Annotated in this window: 16 protein-coding genes and 1 pseudogene; 4 read left to right on the forward strand and 13 right to left on the reverse strand. The window is 70.7% G+C overall.

Annotated features, from left to right (window positions below):
• Nucleotides 1–124: 124 nt before the first annotated feature.
• The 9 genes and pseudogenes from QSK18_RS05990 to ssd form a co-directional block, all read right to left on the reverse strand.
• Nucleotides 125–568 carry an ATP-binding protein gene (locus tag QSK18_RS05990; RefSeq protein ID WP_352396480.1) on the reverse strand — a complete coding sequence of 148 codons (444 nt, stop codon included), beginning with the start codon at nucleotides 566–568 and terminating at the stop codon, nucleotides 125–127.
• 89 nt (nucleotides 569–657) lie between these two features.
• Nucleotides 658–996, reverse strand: a pseudogene (locus QSK18_RS05995) (STAS domain-containing protein); the annotation flags it as partial.
• Between the two features lie 184 nt (nucleotides 997–1,180).
• Nucleotides 1,181–1,636, reverse strand: a complete 456-nt coding sequence (locus tag QSK18_RS06000; RefSeq protein ID WP_352396470.1) for an Rv3654c family TadE-like protein — start codon at nucleotides 1,634–1,636, stop codon at nucleotides 1,181–1,183.
• Between the two features lie 82 nt (nucleotides 1,637–1,718).
• Nucleotides 1,719–2,054, reverse strand: a complete 336-nt coding sequence (locus QSK18_RS06005) for a TadE family type IV pilus minor pilin (RefSeq protein WP_285617028.1) — start codon at nucleotides 2,052–2,054, stop codon at nucleotides 1,719–1,721.
• A 125-nt stretch (nucleotides 2,055–2,179) separates the two neighbouring features.
• Nucleotides 2,180–2,407 carry a DUF4244 domain-containing protein gene (locus QSK18_RS06010; RefSeq protein WP_232810290.1) on the reverse strand — a complete coding sequence of 76 codons (228 nt, stop codon included), beginning with the start codon at nucleotides 2,405–2,407 and terminating at the stop codon, nucleotides 2,180–2,182.
• A gap of 135 nt (nucleotides 2,408–2,542) precedes the next feature.
• A complete protein-coding gene (locus tag QSK18_RS06015) occupies nucleotides 2,543–3,040 on the reverse strand; it encodes a hypothetical protein (RefSeq protein WP_285617032.1) in 498 nt (165 codons plus the stop codon).
• Nucleotides 3,037–3,471: a type II secretion system F family protein gene (locus QSK18_RS06020; RefSeq protein ID WP_285617033.1), complete on the reverse strand. Its 435-nt coding sequence runs from the start codon at nucleotides 3,469–3,471 to the stop codon at nucleotides 3,037–3,039. The genes QSK18_RS06015 and QSK18_RS06020 overlap by 4 nt, the downstream gene beginning before the upstream one ends.
• 212 nt (nucleotides 3,472–3,683) lie before the next feature.
• Nucleotides 3,684–4,871 (reverse strand): TadA family conjugal transfer-associated ATPase, encoded by a 1,188-nt coding sequence (locus QSK18_RS06025; protein ID WP_285617035.1) that lies wholly within the window; start codon nucleotides 4,869–4,871, stop codon nucleotides 3,684–3,686.
• Nucleotides 4,868–5,917: a septum site-determining protein Ssd gene (ssd, locus tag QSK18_RS06030; protein WP_285617037.1), complete on the reverse strand. Its 1,050-nt coding sequence runs from the start codon at nucleotides 5,915–5,917 to the stop codon at nucleotides 4,868–4,870. Before ssd ends, QSK18_RS06025 begins: the two co-directional genes overlap by 4 nt.
• A gap of 485 nt (nucleotides 5,918–6,402) precedes the next feature.
• On the opposite strand from ssd, the gene QSK18_RS06035 reads away from it, so the two are divergent.
• Nucleotides 6,403–7,266 carry an HAD family hydrolase gene (locus QSK18_RS06035; protein ID WP_232810285.1) on the forward strand — a complete coding sequence of 288 codons (864 nt, stop codon included), beginning with the start codon at nucleotides 6,403–6,405 and terminating at the stop codon, nucleotides 7,264–7,266.
• Between the two features lie 469 nt (nucleotides 7,267–7,735).
• Here QSK18_RS06035 and QSK18_RS06040 read toward each other — a convergent pair whose 3' ends face one another.
• Nucleotides 7,736–8,575: a Fic family protein gene (locus QSK18_RS06040; RefSeq protein ID WP_352396471.1), complete on the reverse strand. Its 840-nt coding sequence runs from the start codon at nucleotides 8,573–8,575 to the stop codon at nucleotides 7,736–7,738.
• A gap of 9 nt (nucleotides 8,576–8,584) precedes the next feature.
• Entirely contained in the window at nucleotides 8,585–9,055 is a 471-nt protein-coding gene (locus QSK18_RS06045) for a GtrA family protein (protein WP_285617041.1), read from the reverse strand.
• A 97-nt stretch (nucleotides 9,056–9,152) separates the two neighbouring features.
• On the opposite strand from QSK18_RS06045, the gene QSK18_RS06050 reads away from it, so the two are divergent.
• From QSK18_RS06050 to QSK18_RS06060, 3 genes are all read left to right on the forward strand, one after another.
• Nucleotides 9,153–9,986, forward strand: coding sequence for a LytR/AlgR family response regulator transcription factor (locus QSK18_RS06050; protein ID WP_269809948.1), 834 nt, complete (start codon nucleotides 9,153–9,155; stop codon nucleotides 9,984–9,986).
• Between the two features lie 224 nt (nucleotides 9,987–10,210).
• Nucleotides 10,211–12,172 carry an acetate--CoA ligase gene (acs, locus tag QSK18_RS06055; protein ID WP_232810282.1) on the forward strand — a complete coding sequence of 654 codons (1,962 nt, stop codon included), beginning with the start codon at nucleotides 10,211–10,213 and terminating at the stop codon, nucleotides 12,170–12,172.
• Nucleotides 12,173–12,244: 72 nt separating this feature from the next.
• Complete coding sequence (locus QSK18_RS06060; protein ID WP_285617045.1) at nucleotides 12,245–12,640, forward strand: VOC family protein; 396 nt, start codon at nucleotides 12,245–12,247, stop codon at nucleotides 12,638–12,640.
• A gap of 7 nt (nucleotides 12,641–12,647) precedes the next feature.
• On the opposite strand, the gene QSK18_RS06065 is transcribed toward QSK18_RS06060, so the two are convergent.
• Both QSK18_RS06065 and sohB read right to left on the reverse strand, forming a co-directional pair.
• On the reverse strand, nucleotides 12,648–13,391 hold the full coding sequence (locus tag QSK18_RS06065; protein ID WP_232810280.1) for a hypothetical protein: 744 nt from the start codon (nucleotides 13,389–13,391) through the stop codon (nucleotides 12,648–12,650).
• Nucleotides 13,391–14,362, reverse strand: coding sequence for a protease SohB (sohB, locus tag QSK18_RS06070; RefSeq protein WP_232810279.1), 972 nt, complete (start codon nucleotides 14,360–14,362; stop codon nucleotides 13,391–13,393). The genes QSK18_RS06065 and sohB overlap by 1 nt, the downstream gene beginning before the upstream one ends.
• Between the last annotated feature and the right edge of the window lie 32 nt (nucleotides 14,363–14,394).

Genomic DNA, 14,394 nt, shown 5'->3' on the forward strand with positions numbered 1-14,394 from the left:
GGAGTCTATGTACTGTGACGCGCGCCACCAAACCTCCGGCGCGTGGCTCTTTTCACTTTGGGTGGTTTAGTCCGTTTTGCTGTCACTCAAGTGCGCGGCCGCAACGGTCGAACAATGGACGTTCTCAGCTCGCCGGATCTCGGGGAGCGGGCGCCGAGGCACCGTGGGGCGGGATCGACGGCCACCACTCCAGACGCACCTGGGCGCCGGAAATGCCCTGGTGCGGGCGCACCTCGAGGTGATCGGCGAGTCCCTCGAGCAGTGACAGCACCACCGGCTCGGGTCCGGCCGAGGTCTTGGCCGCGTCGGTCACCTGCACCACCAGACCGGGGCCGGTGTCGTCGACCAGCATCGTCACGGGCTCGTCGCAGTCGGCCTCGGCGCAGCGCCGTACGGCCCGGGCGCAGGCCTCCCCGACCGCCAGGCGCAGTTCTTCCAGTTGCTCGGTCAGCCCGGCGCGCCGGGCCACCGCCACGGCGACCAGGCGAGCCGTGCGGACGTATTCGGCGGCCGGTGGAAACCGCAGCTCGACACCGGTCGCCGACGGTTGGGGCCCGGTCCTGGTTATGGCGTGCCTCTGAAGGACTCCCCCTCGGAGGTGCCGTCGAGCGTCTTCTCCGAGGAGCCGTCCAGGTGGATCGTCACCGGCGGGTCCTGGTCCGCGCCGGTGAGCGCCCCCGCGAGCGAGGCGTGGATCGGGAAGACCTTGGTCAGGCCGGTGATCCGGAAGACCTTGAGGATCTTCTCCTGGTCGCAGACCAGCTGCAGCGAGCCCTCGTGCGAGCGGGCCCGCTTGAGCCCGCCGACCAGGACGCCGAGCCCGGTCGAGTCGAGGAAGTCCACCCCGGCCATGTCCACGACCAGGTGGTACTCGCCCTCGGCGACCAGTTCGTTCAGACGCTCCCGCAGGGTGGGGGCGGTGTACACGTCGATCTCGCCGGCCACGCTGATGACCGTCTGGACACCTTCGCGCCGTGTCGCCACTGTGAGCTCCACATCGCCTCCCCGGGAAGTCCTGTGTCCGTATCGAGCTGCTCGAACCTTGTGTGGTGCCCTAGCCATGGGCGTGCCTCCGGCATTCAATCATCTGACGGTCACTCCAATGGCCCACACCGCCCACTGCGTGTCACCAATTTGGCGGACAAGCGCGATTCCCTCACCCCGGCGCGCCCGCCCCGCCCTACGTTCTTCTCTCCGGAAAAGCCCCAACGTCCGGTATCTGTGCAGGTCCGGGGCCTGCTCGGGCTTCGCTGAAGACATCCGCGGCGAGTCCGGGCACCTCGACCAGGACGGACACGGCCACCGAACCGTCGGCCGCGAATTCACAGCTCGCCAGCCGGGCACCGTTGATCGCGGCGACCTGGGCGGCGCCGGAGCAGCGCCGGCCCGAGTCGATCGCGGCCAGAGCGGCCAGGTCAGCGGCGGCCGCAGCCCGGTGACGAGCGGCCAGGGCAGCACCCACGCCCAGAGTCGTGACCGCGAGCACCACGGCCACCCCCACCAGCCCCAGCATCAAGACGGTCCCCGAGCCCCGGTCGCGCACCGGGCAGGCCCCCCGGCGTGGCCCAACACCCGGGTGCCCAGCCCACCGCGGCGGCGTCGGCAAAGTCGACATCCGCATGACCGGCACCGTCATGGAGCCCTCACCCCGGACCGGCGCAGGAGGCACAGACGTTCCAAACACGATCCGACGGCTCGTCGCCCACCTTGTGCTGTTCTCATCTGGCCGTTTCCCCAGGCGGGCTGGGCTCGGTCTGGGCGGTGCTCTCGGCGCGCACTTCGATGCGGGGTTGCCAGGGGAGGGGCAGAGTCAGCTGGGCCAAGACCTGAACCTTCACAAGGTCGCCGGCGCTGCTCACCCGAACTTCGGCCCCCGCTGGGGCCTCGGCAGCGGCCGGGGCGTGAGGATCGTCGTGACGGGCGGCGGCGCGGGCGCCGGCCCGGGCCGCGTCGATGCACTGGAGCTGGGCCAGGCCGGCCGTGGCCGCGGCCAGCAGGGTGGCCAGGAGGAGCACCACGACCGGTATGGCCAAGGCGGTTTCGGCGGTGACCACACCTCGTTCGCGGTGCAGAGGCAAAGGCCGAGGGCGTGAGCCGGTTCCACCCACCGGTCCGTTCCGGCGGGGGCCCGGCCGGACCGGGGCAGGCTCCACGGAGCTGCCCCGGCCCTCCAGGCTGGTCATGCGAGACTCAGCGCCTTCTTGATGATGCCGACCAGCAGGCTCTTGACCGGACTGCTGCGCACGATGCTCAGCAGCACCCCGGCGAAGCCGCAGGCGACCAGCATGGTCATCGCGTACTCGGCCGTGCTGGCGCCGGCCTCGCCGGCCTGCCGGACCCGGCGCGCCACCTCGTGCAGCCGCTGCCGGACGGCCGGGACCGCCCTCGTGTAAAGCCTCTTCGTCATGATCGTCCCCTCCTGTGACCGGTACGCCCCGTCGGCGTCCTGGTTCCAGACTGCTGGAAGGGGGATCGGGGTTGCCTGTGAAAAGCGTTGCCTGTGGACAGAAGCCAGGTCCTGCCGACTGTGGAAAGTCCGGCCTCATCCGGAGAACAGCCGGATCACCAGGGGAACGATCCCCAGCAGCACGAACGCCGGGAGCAGGCAGACCGCTCCGGGGATGACCAGGAGCACCTCGAGGCGGTGGATCGCCACGGCTCGGGCTGCGGCCTGGCGGCGGCGTTCCTCGGCGGCTGCTCGCCGGATCAGGGCCGAGGGTGGCAGGCCGGAACGTGCGGCCAGGGTCAGGGCCTCGGTGAGAGCGGCCGTGGTGTGGTCGGTCTCAGGACTGTCCGGATCGATCAGCGGCGCGTGCACCAGGTCGCCGAGACGCAGAAGAGTTTCGCCGCGGGGGTCGTCCAGGTCGGCCAGAACGGATCCCGCGTCGCGCAGCGCCACGGCCGGAGGTGCCCCGCTCTCGATCAGCGAAGCGATCAGATCCAGCACCAATGGGCCGGGCATGGCCGAGGCCGGCCGCCGGCCTTCGGGCCGGACCGGTCGGCGGTGCGGGCGCGTGGCCCGGGTGACCCGCCGGTTCACGATGTGCTCGCGGCAACGTTACGCACGAGGCGCGCCGTCCACCAGTGACCGGCCCACCAAAAGGCCGACCCGGCGAGCAAACACACCACCCCAATCCCGGTTCCCAGGAGAACTTCCAGGGGATTCACGCCCAGCACGGCGCCTAGCAGCAGGCCGATGAGCGGCAGTGCCGCCAGTACCCGTGCGGTGGTGCGAGGGCCGGCCAGGGCCACCTCCTGCTCGTCCGACTCGGCGATCTGGGCCAGGAGACCGGCCCCGATGCCGTCGAAGATGGATGCGGCCGGTGCGCCCGATCGGCGGACCACCTCGGCGGTGGCCGCCAGCCACTCGAGCGCTTCCACCCCTGGCCCCTCGCAGTCGGCAGCGGCGAGTCTCAGCCCTTCGGCGGTGGTTCCGCCCATCTCAAGCATTCCGGCAACGGTTTCCGCCATCCGCGCACCAGGTCCACGCCCGGTCGCGAGCACTTCCCAGGTGCGGGCCGGCGGCACGCCGGCCCGGGACAAGGCCGAAACTCGCCCGCACAACTGCGCGGCATCGTCCCGTCCCAGTGTCAGCTCGCCTCGTACGGAGGCGGGAGGGAGCGCACCACAATGGCTTTCGAGTCGCCTGAGTGGGCCCTGGGTGAAGGACGGCCTGGGGCGGGTCATGTCGCCTCCAGTCGATCCGCGAGCTCCGCCCAGCCCGCTCCCGTCACGCCGTTCGATCCCGGATCCCGGGGATCGGCCGTCAGCGCAGGCAGCATGGTGAGCTCACCTCGTTCTCCACGTCGGGCGATCGCGATCTGCATGACCCGGCGTCGGCCTGCACGTCGTTCGACGTGCACCACTGCGTCGAGCGCGGCCGCTGCCTGCGCCCGCACCGCGTCGGCAGAAAGCCCGGCCAGGGCGCCGAGAGCCTCCAGGCGGGCCGGGACGTCGGCGGGGGCGTTCGCGTGCACGGTGCCGCACCCACCCGCGTGTCCGGTGTTCAGCGCGGACAGCAGCTCCCGTACCTCTGCGCCCCGGCACTCGCCGACCACCACCCGGTCGGGGCGCATGCGAAGCGCCTGGCGCACCAGCACTTCCAGCCCGACTGCGCCGGCGCCCTCCACGTTGGCGTGCCGGGCTTCCAGCCGGACCAGGTGCGGATGGGCCGGGCGCAGCTCGCCGACGTCCTCCACCAGGACGATCCGTTCGGAGGCCGGTACCAGCGAGAGCAACGAAGCCAGGAGGGTGGTTTTGCCCGCTCCGGTGCCCCCGCTGACCAGGAAGGCGGCGCGAGCGGTCACCATCGCGTGCAGCACCGCGGCCCAGCCGGGCGGTACCGACCCGGTACTGACCAGAGTCTCGAGCGGGAGCGGCACCTGGCGGAGAACCCGGAGCGAGATCAGCGTGCCGGTGGGGGCCACCGGAGGGATGACCGCGTGCAGCCGGATGCCTCCTTCGAGACGGGCGTCGGCATAGGGAGCGGCATCGTCCAGGCGCCGACCGCCGGCCGAAGCGAGACGGGTGGCCAGTGCGCGCACCGACACCTCGTCCCGGAGGCCGGCCGGGCAGGGCAGGCGCTTCAGCCCCTCGCCCTGGTCCACCCAGATCTCGCCGGGGCCGTTCACCAGAACATCGGTGACCCCGGGCAGTTCCAGCAACGGCTGGAGCGGCCCCAGACCCCACAGCTCGGCCGAGATCCGCTCGGTCGCGGCCAGCACGTCCTCGTGGCCCAGCACCTGCCCGAGCCCGGCCGACGTGGCCGCCACCATCGCCGCCAGCTCCTCTCGGCCCGGGCGCCGGTGTCCGGCCAGACCCCCGCGCAGCCGGGAGACAACGGCTGCCAGCACCACCTCCGGATCGCTCATCCGCGGACACCGGCCAGCTCCCGCTCCAGCAGGTCGCGGCAGAACCGGGCGAGCGGCCCCCGGGCCCGCAGACCGGGCGGCTCACCGCGGTCGAGACCGGCCTTCAGCCCGGGCTCGACCCTCAGCAGACCGGCCGAGGGCAGACCGAGGGCAGCGCAGATGCCGGAGGGGCCGAGCCCGGCCGCAGTGGGCCCGCGAACCACGGCTCGCAGATCGCCGACCAGAGGGCGCAGACCGGCGGTCAGACGCTGCGCTGAGGCCACCGCCCGCACCGCCGCCGGTACCAGAACCAGGCAGCACCCCAGGGCCCGCACAGCGGCGCTGGTGGCCTCGTCGAGGTGCCGGGGAAGGTCGAGCACCACCGTGCCGAACTCGGCCCGGGCGGCCTCCAGAACGGCGCCGACGGCCGGGGCCGACAGCTCGGTGACCGGGCCGGACCGGACCGCGGCGAGCACGTGCAGCCCGTCGATGAGCGGCAGCGATCCGGAGAGGCTGCCGGGCAGCAGCCGACCGCGGGCCGAGCCCAGATCGGGCCAGCGCAGCCCCGGCTCGTCCTCCGCTCCGAGCAACAGGTCGGCCCCGCCGCCGGCCTGGTCCATCTCGATCAGCAGGGCCGGGCCCGTGATAGCCGCCGTCCGGGCCAGGGCAGCCGCCAGGACGCTCGCCCCGGCCCCACCGCAGCCGCCGATCACCCCGACCGTCCGTGCCCCTCGCCGGGCTTCACCGAGCCTGGCCAGCCGCTCCTGAAGCCGGTGCTCGCCCTCCGGAAGCAGCACCACCTGTTCGGCCCGCAGGTCGCGGGCGCCCCGCCAGAGCCGCTCGTCCGGATCACCGGTGGCCAGCAGCAGACGGGGAACGCCGGAGGCGAGCGCGGGCAGGCCCTGGCTCACGTCGTGATCGGCCCCGACCAGGACGAGCGCGGGCGGACCGGGCGCCGACCCCGGGACCGAGGGGACGACGCGCACCCCCTGCGCCCCGGCCAGCCGTTCCACCACCGAGGTCAGCAGCGGCTCAGCGGTCAGCAGCAGCACCCAGATCAGGACCATGGGAGCCAGGCTCGGCCCTCAGGGCCTGGCTCAGGGCCGGCCGGACCCCGCCTGTGGACAAACCCCGCCTCGTGCCGACCTGTGGAGAACCAGCAGAAGCCGGGCGGCAAAAGGCGACGGCCCCCGCTGGGGGGGAGCGGGGGCCGTCTGGCCGGTCCGGCTCGGGGGGGAGGAGTCGGACCGGGCGGGCACGGCAATTAAGCCGGCTACGTCAGTCTGTACCCCCCGTGGCGTCTGGTGCAACACCTACGCCACCGGACGGCGGCAACTGCACAGGAATTGGACAGGGGGAAGAGGGTTCCGTTGACCTCTAAGTACTTTGCGTCACAGCCCAAGAGAAAACTGCGAGCGATCAATCACACAACGTCACCGACCGGGTTCGCCTCCATTATGACCGGTAGGCGCCCCCGATCGTCCTCAATTTCTCGCCCTGAGCTTCCGGCCGGGCACTGCGAGTGATCTTGAGCTGCGCCTATCCTGGCGCCATGGGTGGGGAGCCTGCGGGCCGGGATCGTGAGGCGGCGTTCTTCGACCTGGACAAGACCGTCATCGCCAGGTCCAGCACGATGGCCTTCTCCCGGCCCTTCCACACCAACGGCCTGCTCAGTCGCTCGGCGATGCTGCGCAGTGCCTACGTGCACTTCCTCTACCACGCCAGTGGCGCTGATCACACCCAGATGGAACGGATGCGCCAGCAGGTCTCCCGCATGGTCATCGGCTGGGAGGTGCAGCAGGTCAGTGACATCGTCGCCACCACGCTGTCCGAGCTGATCGTGCCGATCGTCTACGAGGAGGCGACCGCGCTGATCGCCGAGCACCACGAAGCCGGCCGCGACGTGGTCATCGTCTCCGCCTCGGGGGTGGAGCTGGTCGAGCCGATCGGGGCGATGCTCGGGGCCGACCACGTCATCGCCACCCGGATGGGGATCGACGAGGGTCGCTACACCGGCACCATCGAGTACTACGCCTACGGTGAGAACAAGGCCGCGGCGATGCGCCGGATGGCCGTCGAGCGGGGCTACCGGCTCGAGCGGTGCTATGCCTACAGCGACTCGGTCACCGATCTGCCGATGCTCCAGGCCGTCGGTCATCCCGTGGCGGTGAATCCGGACAAGGCGCTGCGGCGTGAGGCGCAGACGCGGGGCTGGCTGGTGCAGGACTTCAGCCGGCCGGTCAGCCTGCGCCCGAAGTTCCCGGCCCAGGCGGCTGCTCGTACGGCTGCGCTCGGTGCCGGGGCGAGCGCGGCAGCCGGTCTGGTCTGGTACGCCAGTCGCCGTAACCATGCGGGCCGACAGTCCTCCGGCCGGGAGTTCGCCCGGTCTCGCCGAGCGGCCTCCCGGCCGGAGTAGGTGAACCCGTCTCCCCAGTGACAACTTTCGCTGACTCACCTCGATTCGCAAGACGGCGCAACCGGTTTCGGGGATTCAGGATGGAGTTGTGATGGGTGGCGGCGCCCCGCAGCCGGGCGCCGCCACCCGATGCACGGTTCGCGGCTATCAAGCGCGCAGATACCATTTCGCTGGAGCGGTGCAAGCCCGTCCGAGCGGGTCCTCACGTGGACTGATCGCGTGTGGGTACCGGCGGACCGTGCGGTCCGGAAGGCTTCTCGGCCGGTGGTTCCCGGCCTCTGAAACCGTGAACCCATGTCTACTCCGGAAAAGTCTTCCCGTCATGGGGCTACCAGAAGGTAGCGGCCATTCGTGCGACGAACGGCACTCCGAAGGGTCCTCCGATTAGGCTGTTCGGGCGGGGGTTTTCGATCCAGATCAAAACAACGGACGGGGTAACTCGGCGAAAATCGGCCGCTAGACCAACAAATCAGCCGGTGACTCGTCCCATCGTCACCGCGTCGCAGACCGCCCGGCCCTCGCCGGCCCCCTCCACCACCGCCTCCGCGCAGTGGATCAGCCAGTCCGCCACCGCATCGGCTTGGCCCGAGGTGTAGGCCTGCAACCGCCGGTGGTAGCCGGGACCGGCGTCGAGGTGAGCCGCCTCCCACACCACCACGCCCATCGGATCCAGCCCCCGCCCGACGATCACGGCGTGCGCAGCGGCGCGGGCGACCAGACCGTTGCCCGCCACGAACGGCCGGGCGGTGAGGATCTCGGCGTGCACGAGGGCGGCCACCACCAGAGCCGGGGCCGCGGGTGGGGCCGACAGCAGATCGGTGATGCCGTTCAGCCGGGCTCCCAGGGCCGCGCCCACCGGGGCGCTCTCCGGTTCGCCGATCCCGTCGCCCGGCAGTTCCGCGCCCTGACGGGGCCGCCCCACCTGATCGGCGGGGATCAGCCCGCCCGCGGCGGCCAGGTGCAACCGGGCCAGCGCCTGGGCCGGCGCCGAGGAGAGCGACTTCTCCACCTGAGCCGCCTCCGAATAGACCCGGACAGCGGCCTGAGCAAGGTGACCAGAAGCGTCTTCAGGTAGCCCTGAGGCCCCACGGGCGGCGTCGCGGATCAGGTCGACCGGATAGCGCGCCCCCTCCAAGGCGGCGGAGTTACGGGCCGAGCGCACGGTGGCCTCGGCCCGGGCCTCGGCGGAACGGCGGCGCAGGGCGTTGTGCCAGCGGATCTCGGTGCACGCCGTGCGGGCCGACTGTACGGCCGCAGCGACTCCGGGGAGGTTCTCCAGCGCGGCCAGGCTCTGCGCCAACATAGTCACGGCGCGAGCCTAGGTCCTGCCCTGGGGCAGAGCCCTCAGCCGCAGTCGGAGCAGGATGAACCGCAGCACCGTCGCGACCGCATTGGCCACCGTCAGCACCACCACCTCCACCCAGTGCGCCTCCACCCCGGCCCAGTGCACGACGGCCAGCGAGCCGTTGGTCAGCAACAGCCCCACGCCGAAGGCCAGCAGCCCGACCGCGTGGTCCCCGGCCAGGCCGGCGTTGCCCCGCACCCCGAAGGTGAGCCGGCGGTTGACCGCGGTGTTGGCCACCGCAGTGATCAGCAGGGCCAGGGTGTTGGCGGCGAAAGATCCCAGGAAGCTGCGCAGGATCAGGTAGAGCGCCGAGTAGGCGAGCGTGCTGAGCACCCCCACCCCGGCGAAGCGGATCAGCTGGACCACCATGCCAGGCCTCTGACCTGCACCTATCCGCGGGCGGCGGAAAAGTTCGGGCAGGTCCGTGCTGGTCGGAGCGCTCATGTCCCGAGAGTGCGCTCCGAAACTCAAAGGGCTCTGTGCGTGACTTGTGGGAATTCATAGGTTCACAGGCGCACTGTGCGTCCCTACTCTGGGACGTATGGCAACGGCGCCTGGAAATGTGACGGTTATCGGTCGAGCGCGAACGAGTCCGCGATGGACTCATGCGCCCGACCCGGCTCCGCTTCGGGCCCTGATCGTGGATCCCGACGGAGCGGCTCTCGCCCGGATGACGCAGTTCTTCCGGGCCGACCCGCGGATCAGTGCGGTCCGCACCACGCGCAATCGCGCGGGTGCGCTGCAGATCCTGCGCGACGACCCGGTCGACCTCCTGGTGTGCGACGTGTCCACGCCCGGGCTGGACGGGCCGCACCTGGCCCGCGCCCTGGCGCGGATCGACCGGCACCCGCACCTGGTGTTCACCGTGCCCGCCCGGCAGCATCCGCCGCGCTCGTTCGAGCTGGACTCGGTCGAGTACGTGGACAAGCCGGTCACCGCCGAGCGGCTGGCCGAGGCGGTGCGGCGCACGGTCGCGGCCTGCACCGACGAGACCATCGCGGTGGAACTGGCGGGGGTGACCCGGTTCATCCGGCGTTCGCAGATCCTGTTCGTGCAGGCCCAGGGCGACTACGCGCGCCTGCACACGGCCACCGGCAGTCATCTCATCCGGGTTCCGCTGAGCACCCTCGAGGAACGCTGGGAGCCCTACGGCTTCCTGCGGATCCACCGCAGCACGATGGTCGCGCTGCCGCACGTGGACGAGGTACGCACGGTGGGCGGGCGGATGCGGGTACGGCTGCGTGGGCGCACGCTGCAGGTCAGCCGGCGCCAGGGCCGGCACGTGCGGGAGGTGCTGCTGGCCGGTACGGCCGGTGAGCCGCCCCGGCGCAGTGCCGAGCCCGTCACCCGCAGCCGGATCGCCGACGTGGGCTGAGCAGACGAGGAAGAGGCCAACGGCCCCGCCGATCCACCAACGGTGCTCCCGGCGGGCCGAGCGGTAGTGCCGTCTGGCCGAACGGCGAACTGGACAAGGTGTGCGACGGGACAGGTCAGGCCCTCAGCCAGGGCGACCTGTCCCGTGGCATGTCGCCACCGGCCGCTGACTATTAATGTCAGGGTGATCACGACCACACGAGCCTCATGCGAAGAGGGGATCCGATGACGGACGAGACCCTGTCGAACCTGCTGCACGAGGAACGGCGGTTCCCGCCGGAGAAGGCGTTCGCCGACGCGGCGCTGGCGCAGCCCGAGTTGTACGAAGCGGCGAAGCAGGACCGGCTGGCGTTCTGGGAGGAGCAGGCCCGCGCGCTCACCTGGGCCACCCCGTGGACGCAGACCCTGGACTGGTCGGACGCGCCGTTCGCCAAGTGGTTCGTCGGCGGCACCCTGAACGTGGCCTACAACTGCGTGGACCGGCACGTCGAGGCGGGCAACGGCGAGCGGGTGGCGCTGTACTTCGAGGGCGAGCCGGGCGACACCCGCGAGATCACCTACGCCGAGCTGCAGCGCGAGGTCTCCAAGGCGGCCAACGCGCTCACCGGGCTCGGGGTCGAAGCGGGCGACCGGGTGGCGATCTACCTGCCGATGATTCCCGAGGCGGTGATCTCGATGCTGGCCTGCGCCCGGATCGGGGCCGCGCACTCGGTGGTCTTCGGTGGCTTCTCGGCCGAGGCCCTGCGCAGCCGGATCGACGACGCGGACGCCAAGGTCGTCATCACCGCGGACGGCGGCTACCGCCGGGGCAACCCCTCGGCGCTCAAGCCCGCCGTGGACGCCGCGGTGGTGAACACCCCGTCGGTGCAGAAGGTGCTGGTGGTCCAGCGCACCAAGCAGGACGTGGAGTGGAACGACGAGAAGGACGTCTGGTGGCACGACGTCGTGGACAGCGCCTCCGACGTGCACGAGCCGCAGGCCTTCGACGCCGAGCACCCGCTGTTCATCCTCTACACCAGCGGCACGACCGGTAAGCCGAAGGGGATCCTGCACACCTCCGGCGGCTACCTGACCCAGACCGCGTACACCCACCGCAACGTGTTCGACCTGCGGCCGGAGAAGGACATCTACTGGTGCACGGCCGACATCGGCTGGGTCACCGGGCACAGCTACATCGTCTACGGCCCGCTGGCCAACGGCGCCTCCCAGGTGATCTACGAGGGCACCCCGGACACCCCGCACAAGGGCCGGTTCTGGGAGATCGTGCAGAAGTACCGGATCACCCAGCTCTACACCGCGCCCACCGCGATCCGGACGTTCATGAAGTGGGGCGACGACATCCCCGCCTCGTTCGACCTGTCCAGCCTGCGCGTGCTGGGCTCGGTCGGTGAGCCGATCAACCCCGAGGCCTGGGTCTGGTACCGCAAGCACATCGGCGGCGACCGCACCCCGATCGTGGACACCTGGTGGCAGACCGAGACCGGCGCCATCATGATCAGCCCGCTGCCCGGGGTCACCACCGCCAAGCCCGGTTCGGCCCAGGTCCCGCTGCCCGGCATCTCGGTGGACGTGGTCGACAACGACGCCAACCCGGTGCCCAACGGCTCCGGCGGCTACCTGGTGCTCACCGAGCCGTGGCCGTCCATGCTGCGCGGTATCTGGGGCGACCCGGAGCGCTACAAGGACACCTACTGGTCGCGCTTCGACGGCCTCTACTTCGCCGGCGACGGCGCGAAGAAGGACGAGGACGGCGACGTCTGGCTGCTCGGCCGGGTGGACGACGTGATGAACGTGTCCGGGCACCGGCTCTCGACCACCGAGATCGAGTCCGCCCTGGTCTCGCACCCCAAGGTGGCCGAGGCCGCGGTGGTCGGGGCGGCCGACGAGACCACCGGCCAGGCGGTGTGTGCGTTCGTGATCCTGCGCGGTGACGCGGGTTACGACGAGTCCCAGGCCGAGGCCGTGATCACCGAGTTGCGCAATCACGTGGCCAAGGAGATCGGGCCGATCGCCAAGCCCCGGCAGGTGATGGTGGTGGCCGAACTGCCGAAGACCCGCTCGGGCAAGATCATGCGCCGGCTGTTGCAGGACGTCGCCGAGAACCGCGCGGTGGGCGACGTGACCACGCTGGCCGACTCCACCGTGATGGACCTGATCAAGAAGGGTCTGGGTAGTTCCTCCGACTGAACCGCAGATCTGAGGACGCCGGTGGGCACCTGGGTGCCCACCGGCGTCCTCAATTTCGGGCAGAGTAGGGGGATGGCAAACCGGGGATCTCTGCACCACGTCGAGCTGTGGGTCGCCGATCTGACTTCGGCCCGGCACGAATGGGGCTGGCTGCTGGGGGAACTGGGCTACGAGCAGTTCCAGGACTGGCCGGCCGGCTGCAGCTGGAAGCTCGAGGGCACCTACCTGGTGGTGGAGCAGAGCAAGGCCCTTGCCGCCGAACAGCACGAGCGGCTCCGGCCGGGCCTGAACCATCTGGCTTTTCGGGCCGGCCCCCGGGAGCAGCTCGACCGGCTGATGACCCAGGCGCCGGAACGAGGCTGGAGGCCACTCTTCGAAGAGAAGTACCCCTTCGCCGGCGGCCCCCAGCACTACGCGGGCTATCTGGAGAACGGCGCCGGGTTCGAGGTCGAACTCGTCGCGGACTGAACCCGGCTCAGCCGGAGGCCCCCTCCAGCGCGAAGACAGTGGCCTCGTCGCGGGAGTCGGTCCAGGTGATCTCCCGCCCGTCGGCCATCAGGTACCGCGACTCCTCCTGGTACTCGAAGGTGTAACCGCCCTTGGCCTCCACGACGGCGAAAGCCTGCTTCTCGTCGCCGTCGTCGCAGGCCTCGAGGGCGAAACCGGCCTGCAGGACGGTGACGCAGAAGGCGTCGGCCTCCTCGCTGTCGCGCACGCTCATGATCTGATACTGGTTCCAGCCCACCGGAAGCAGAGCGAGCTCTCCGCGGAAGTTCAGCCAGTCGTCCTTGTCCGCCGCCTTGTTCGACCGGGACAGGCTGAGCGTGCCGTCGGTCTCGACGGTCAGCATGCGCTTGCCCTCGGCCGTCGGCGGGGCCCAGATCCAGTACTGGGCGCCTTCAGTGTCGTTCAGCTTGTCGGACTTCTGGTTGGGCAGTTCCTCCTTGCCCGTGGTCGGCGCGGCAGTGGCCGACTCGCTGGGGGCGGGTTCGGTGGACGTGGTGGGGGCAGGTGAAGTGGTACTGATGCCCGCGGGGGCGGCGGTGTCCTGAGTCTCCGGCCGGGTCAGCCAGGCGGTGGCTCCACCGGCCATCAGAGCAACCAGTACGAAGGTGGTGACCGCGATGGCCACCCGCCTACGGTTCTCGCGGCGGTGCAGGTCGTCGGTTCTCTGCGTCACTGGCGTCCCGGCCTCGTAGGTGGTGTCCGAATCGTGCATCAGTACCCGAACCCTTTCATGACCTGGCCGGTGGCGGTCTGGCTCAGGCGGCGGATCCGGGACAGCGGCACGGTGTAGCTCACCTGGAAGAGGTCGCCGCGCTCGCGAGCCTGCAGCAGGTAGTCGTCGCTGGTGCTCAGCTCGTCGACCAGGTTCAGCCCGAGAGCGTCGCTGCCGTACCAGTACTCGCCGGTGGCCACCCGTTCGAGGTCGACCTGCGGGCGCTGCCGGTGGACGAAATCCTTGAACAGCTCGTGGATCTCGGCGACCTGCTCACCGGCCTTGGCCCGGTCGGCGTCGGTGTTGCGGCCGAACATGGTCACCGTGCGCTTGAACTCGCCGCCGGTGAACTGCTCGTAGTCCACGCCCAGCCGGTCGAGAAGGCGGTTGAAGTTGGGCAGGGCGGAGATCACGCCGATCGAGCCGACGATCGCGAACGGGGCGGCCACGATCCGGTTGGCCACGCAGGCCATCATGTAGCCGCCCGAGGCCGCGACGGTGTCGACGCAGACCGTGAGCGGGATGTCGCGTTGCCGCACGCGCTGCAGCTGCGAGGCGGCCAGGCCCTGGTCGTTGACGGTGCCGCCGGGGTTGGTCAGCCGCACGACGACCTCGTCGGACGGGGTGGCCAGACCGAGGACCGCGGTGATCTCCTCGCGCAGGTTGCCGACCCGGGACGCTCTCAGGTCGCCGGTGAAGTCGAGGACGAACACCCGGGGCCGGCCCGGGATCCGGCGCACCGCCTTGGCGGCCTGGCGCCGGGCCTTCAGCTCGCTCTTGGTCAGGACCGCCTCGGCCAGCTTGTCGCGCAGCCGGTCGTAGTGGTCGTTCACGTTCTTCACCCGCAGCCGGGAGGCAGGCCTGCGGGGCGTGGCGAACCGGGTCACGGCCAGGATCAGGGCGACCAGGAGGACGACCACGGTCACGCCCTGCGCCAGGAACAGCAGATAGTCGGCGAGAGCATCGGGCATGGGCCGATTTTAGACCGGGGATCGGCACACAC

It is taken from the genome of Kineosporia sp. NBRC 101677, assembly GCF_030269265.1.
In the GTDB taxonomy this organism is placed as follows: domain Bacteria; phylum Actinomycetota; class Actinomycetes; order Actinomycetales; family Kineosporiaceae; genus Kineosporia; species Kineosporia rhizophila.

What these genes read in the sequence shown, in the direction of transcription:
- QSK18_RS06045 (WP_285617041.1), bottom strand. Translation starts at nt 9,055, where the DNA reads ATGAGCGCTCCGACCAGCACGGACCTGCCCGAACTTTTCCGCCGCCCG.
- QSK18_RS06060 (WP_285617045.1), top strand. Translation starts at nt 12,245, where the DNA reads ATGGCAAACCGGGGATCTCTGCACCACGTCGAGCTGTGGGTCGCCGAT.
- acs (WP_232810282.1), top strand. Translation starts at nt 10,211, where the DNA reads ATGACGGACGAGACCCTGTCGAACCTGCTGCACGAGGAACGGCGGTTC.
- QSK18_RS06010 (WP_232810290.1), bottom strand. Translation starts at nt 2,407, where the DNA reads ATGACGAAGAGGCTTTACACGAGGGCGGTCCCGGCCGTCCGGCAGCGG.
- QSK18_RS06020 (WP_285617033.1), bottom strand. Translation starts at nt 3,471, where the DNA reads ATGGCGGAAACCGTTGCCGGAATGCTTGAGATGGGCGGAACCACCGCC.
- QSK18_RS06050 (WP_269809948.1), top strand. Translation starts at nt 9,153, where the DNA reads ATGGCAACGGCGCCTGGAAATGTGACGGTTATCGGTCGAGCGCGAACG.
- QSK18_RS06035 (WP_232810285.1), top strand. Translation starts at nt 6,403, where the DNA reads ATGGGTGGGGAGCCTGCGGGCCGGGATCGTGAGGCGGCGTTCTTCGAC.
- QSK18_RS06065 (WP_232810280.1), bottom strand. Translation starts at nt 13,391, where the DNA reads ATGCACGATTCGGACACCACCTACGAGGCCGGGACGCCAGTGACGCAG.
- ssd (WP_285617037.1), bottom strand. Translation starts at nt 5,917, where the DNA reads ATGGTCCTGATCTGGGTGCTGCTGCTGACCGCTGAGCCGCTGCTGACC.
- sohB (WP_232810279.1), bottom strand. Translation starts at nt 14,362, where the DNA reads ATGCCCGATGCTCTCGCCGACTATCTGCTGTTCCTGGCGCAGGGCGTG.
- QSK18_RS06000 (WP_352396470.1), bottom strand. Translation starts at nt 1,636, where the DNA reads ATGACGGTGCCGGTCATGCGGATGTCGACTTTGCCGACGCCGCCGCGG.
- QSK18_RS06025 (WP_285617035.1), bottom strand. Translation starts at nt 4,871, where the DNA reads ATGAGCGATCCGGAGGTGGTGCTGGCAGCCGTTGTCTCCCGGCTGCGC.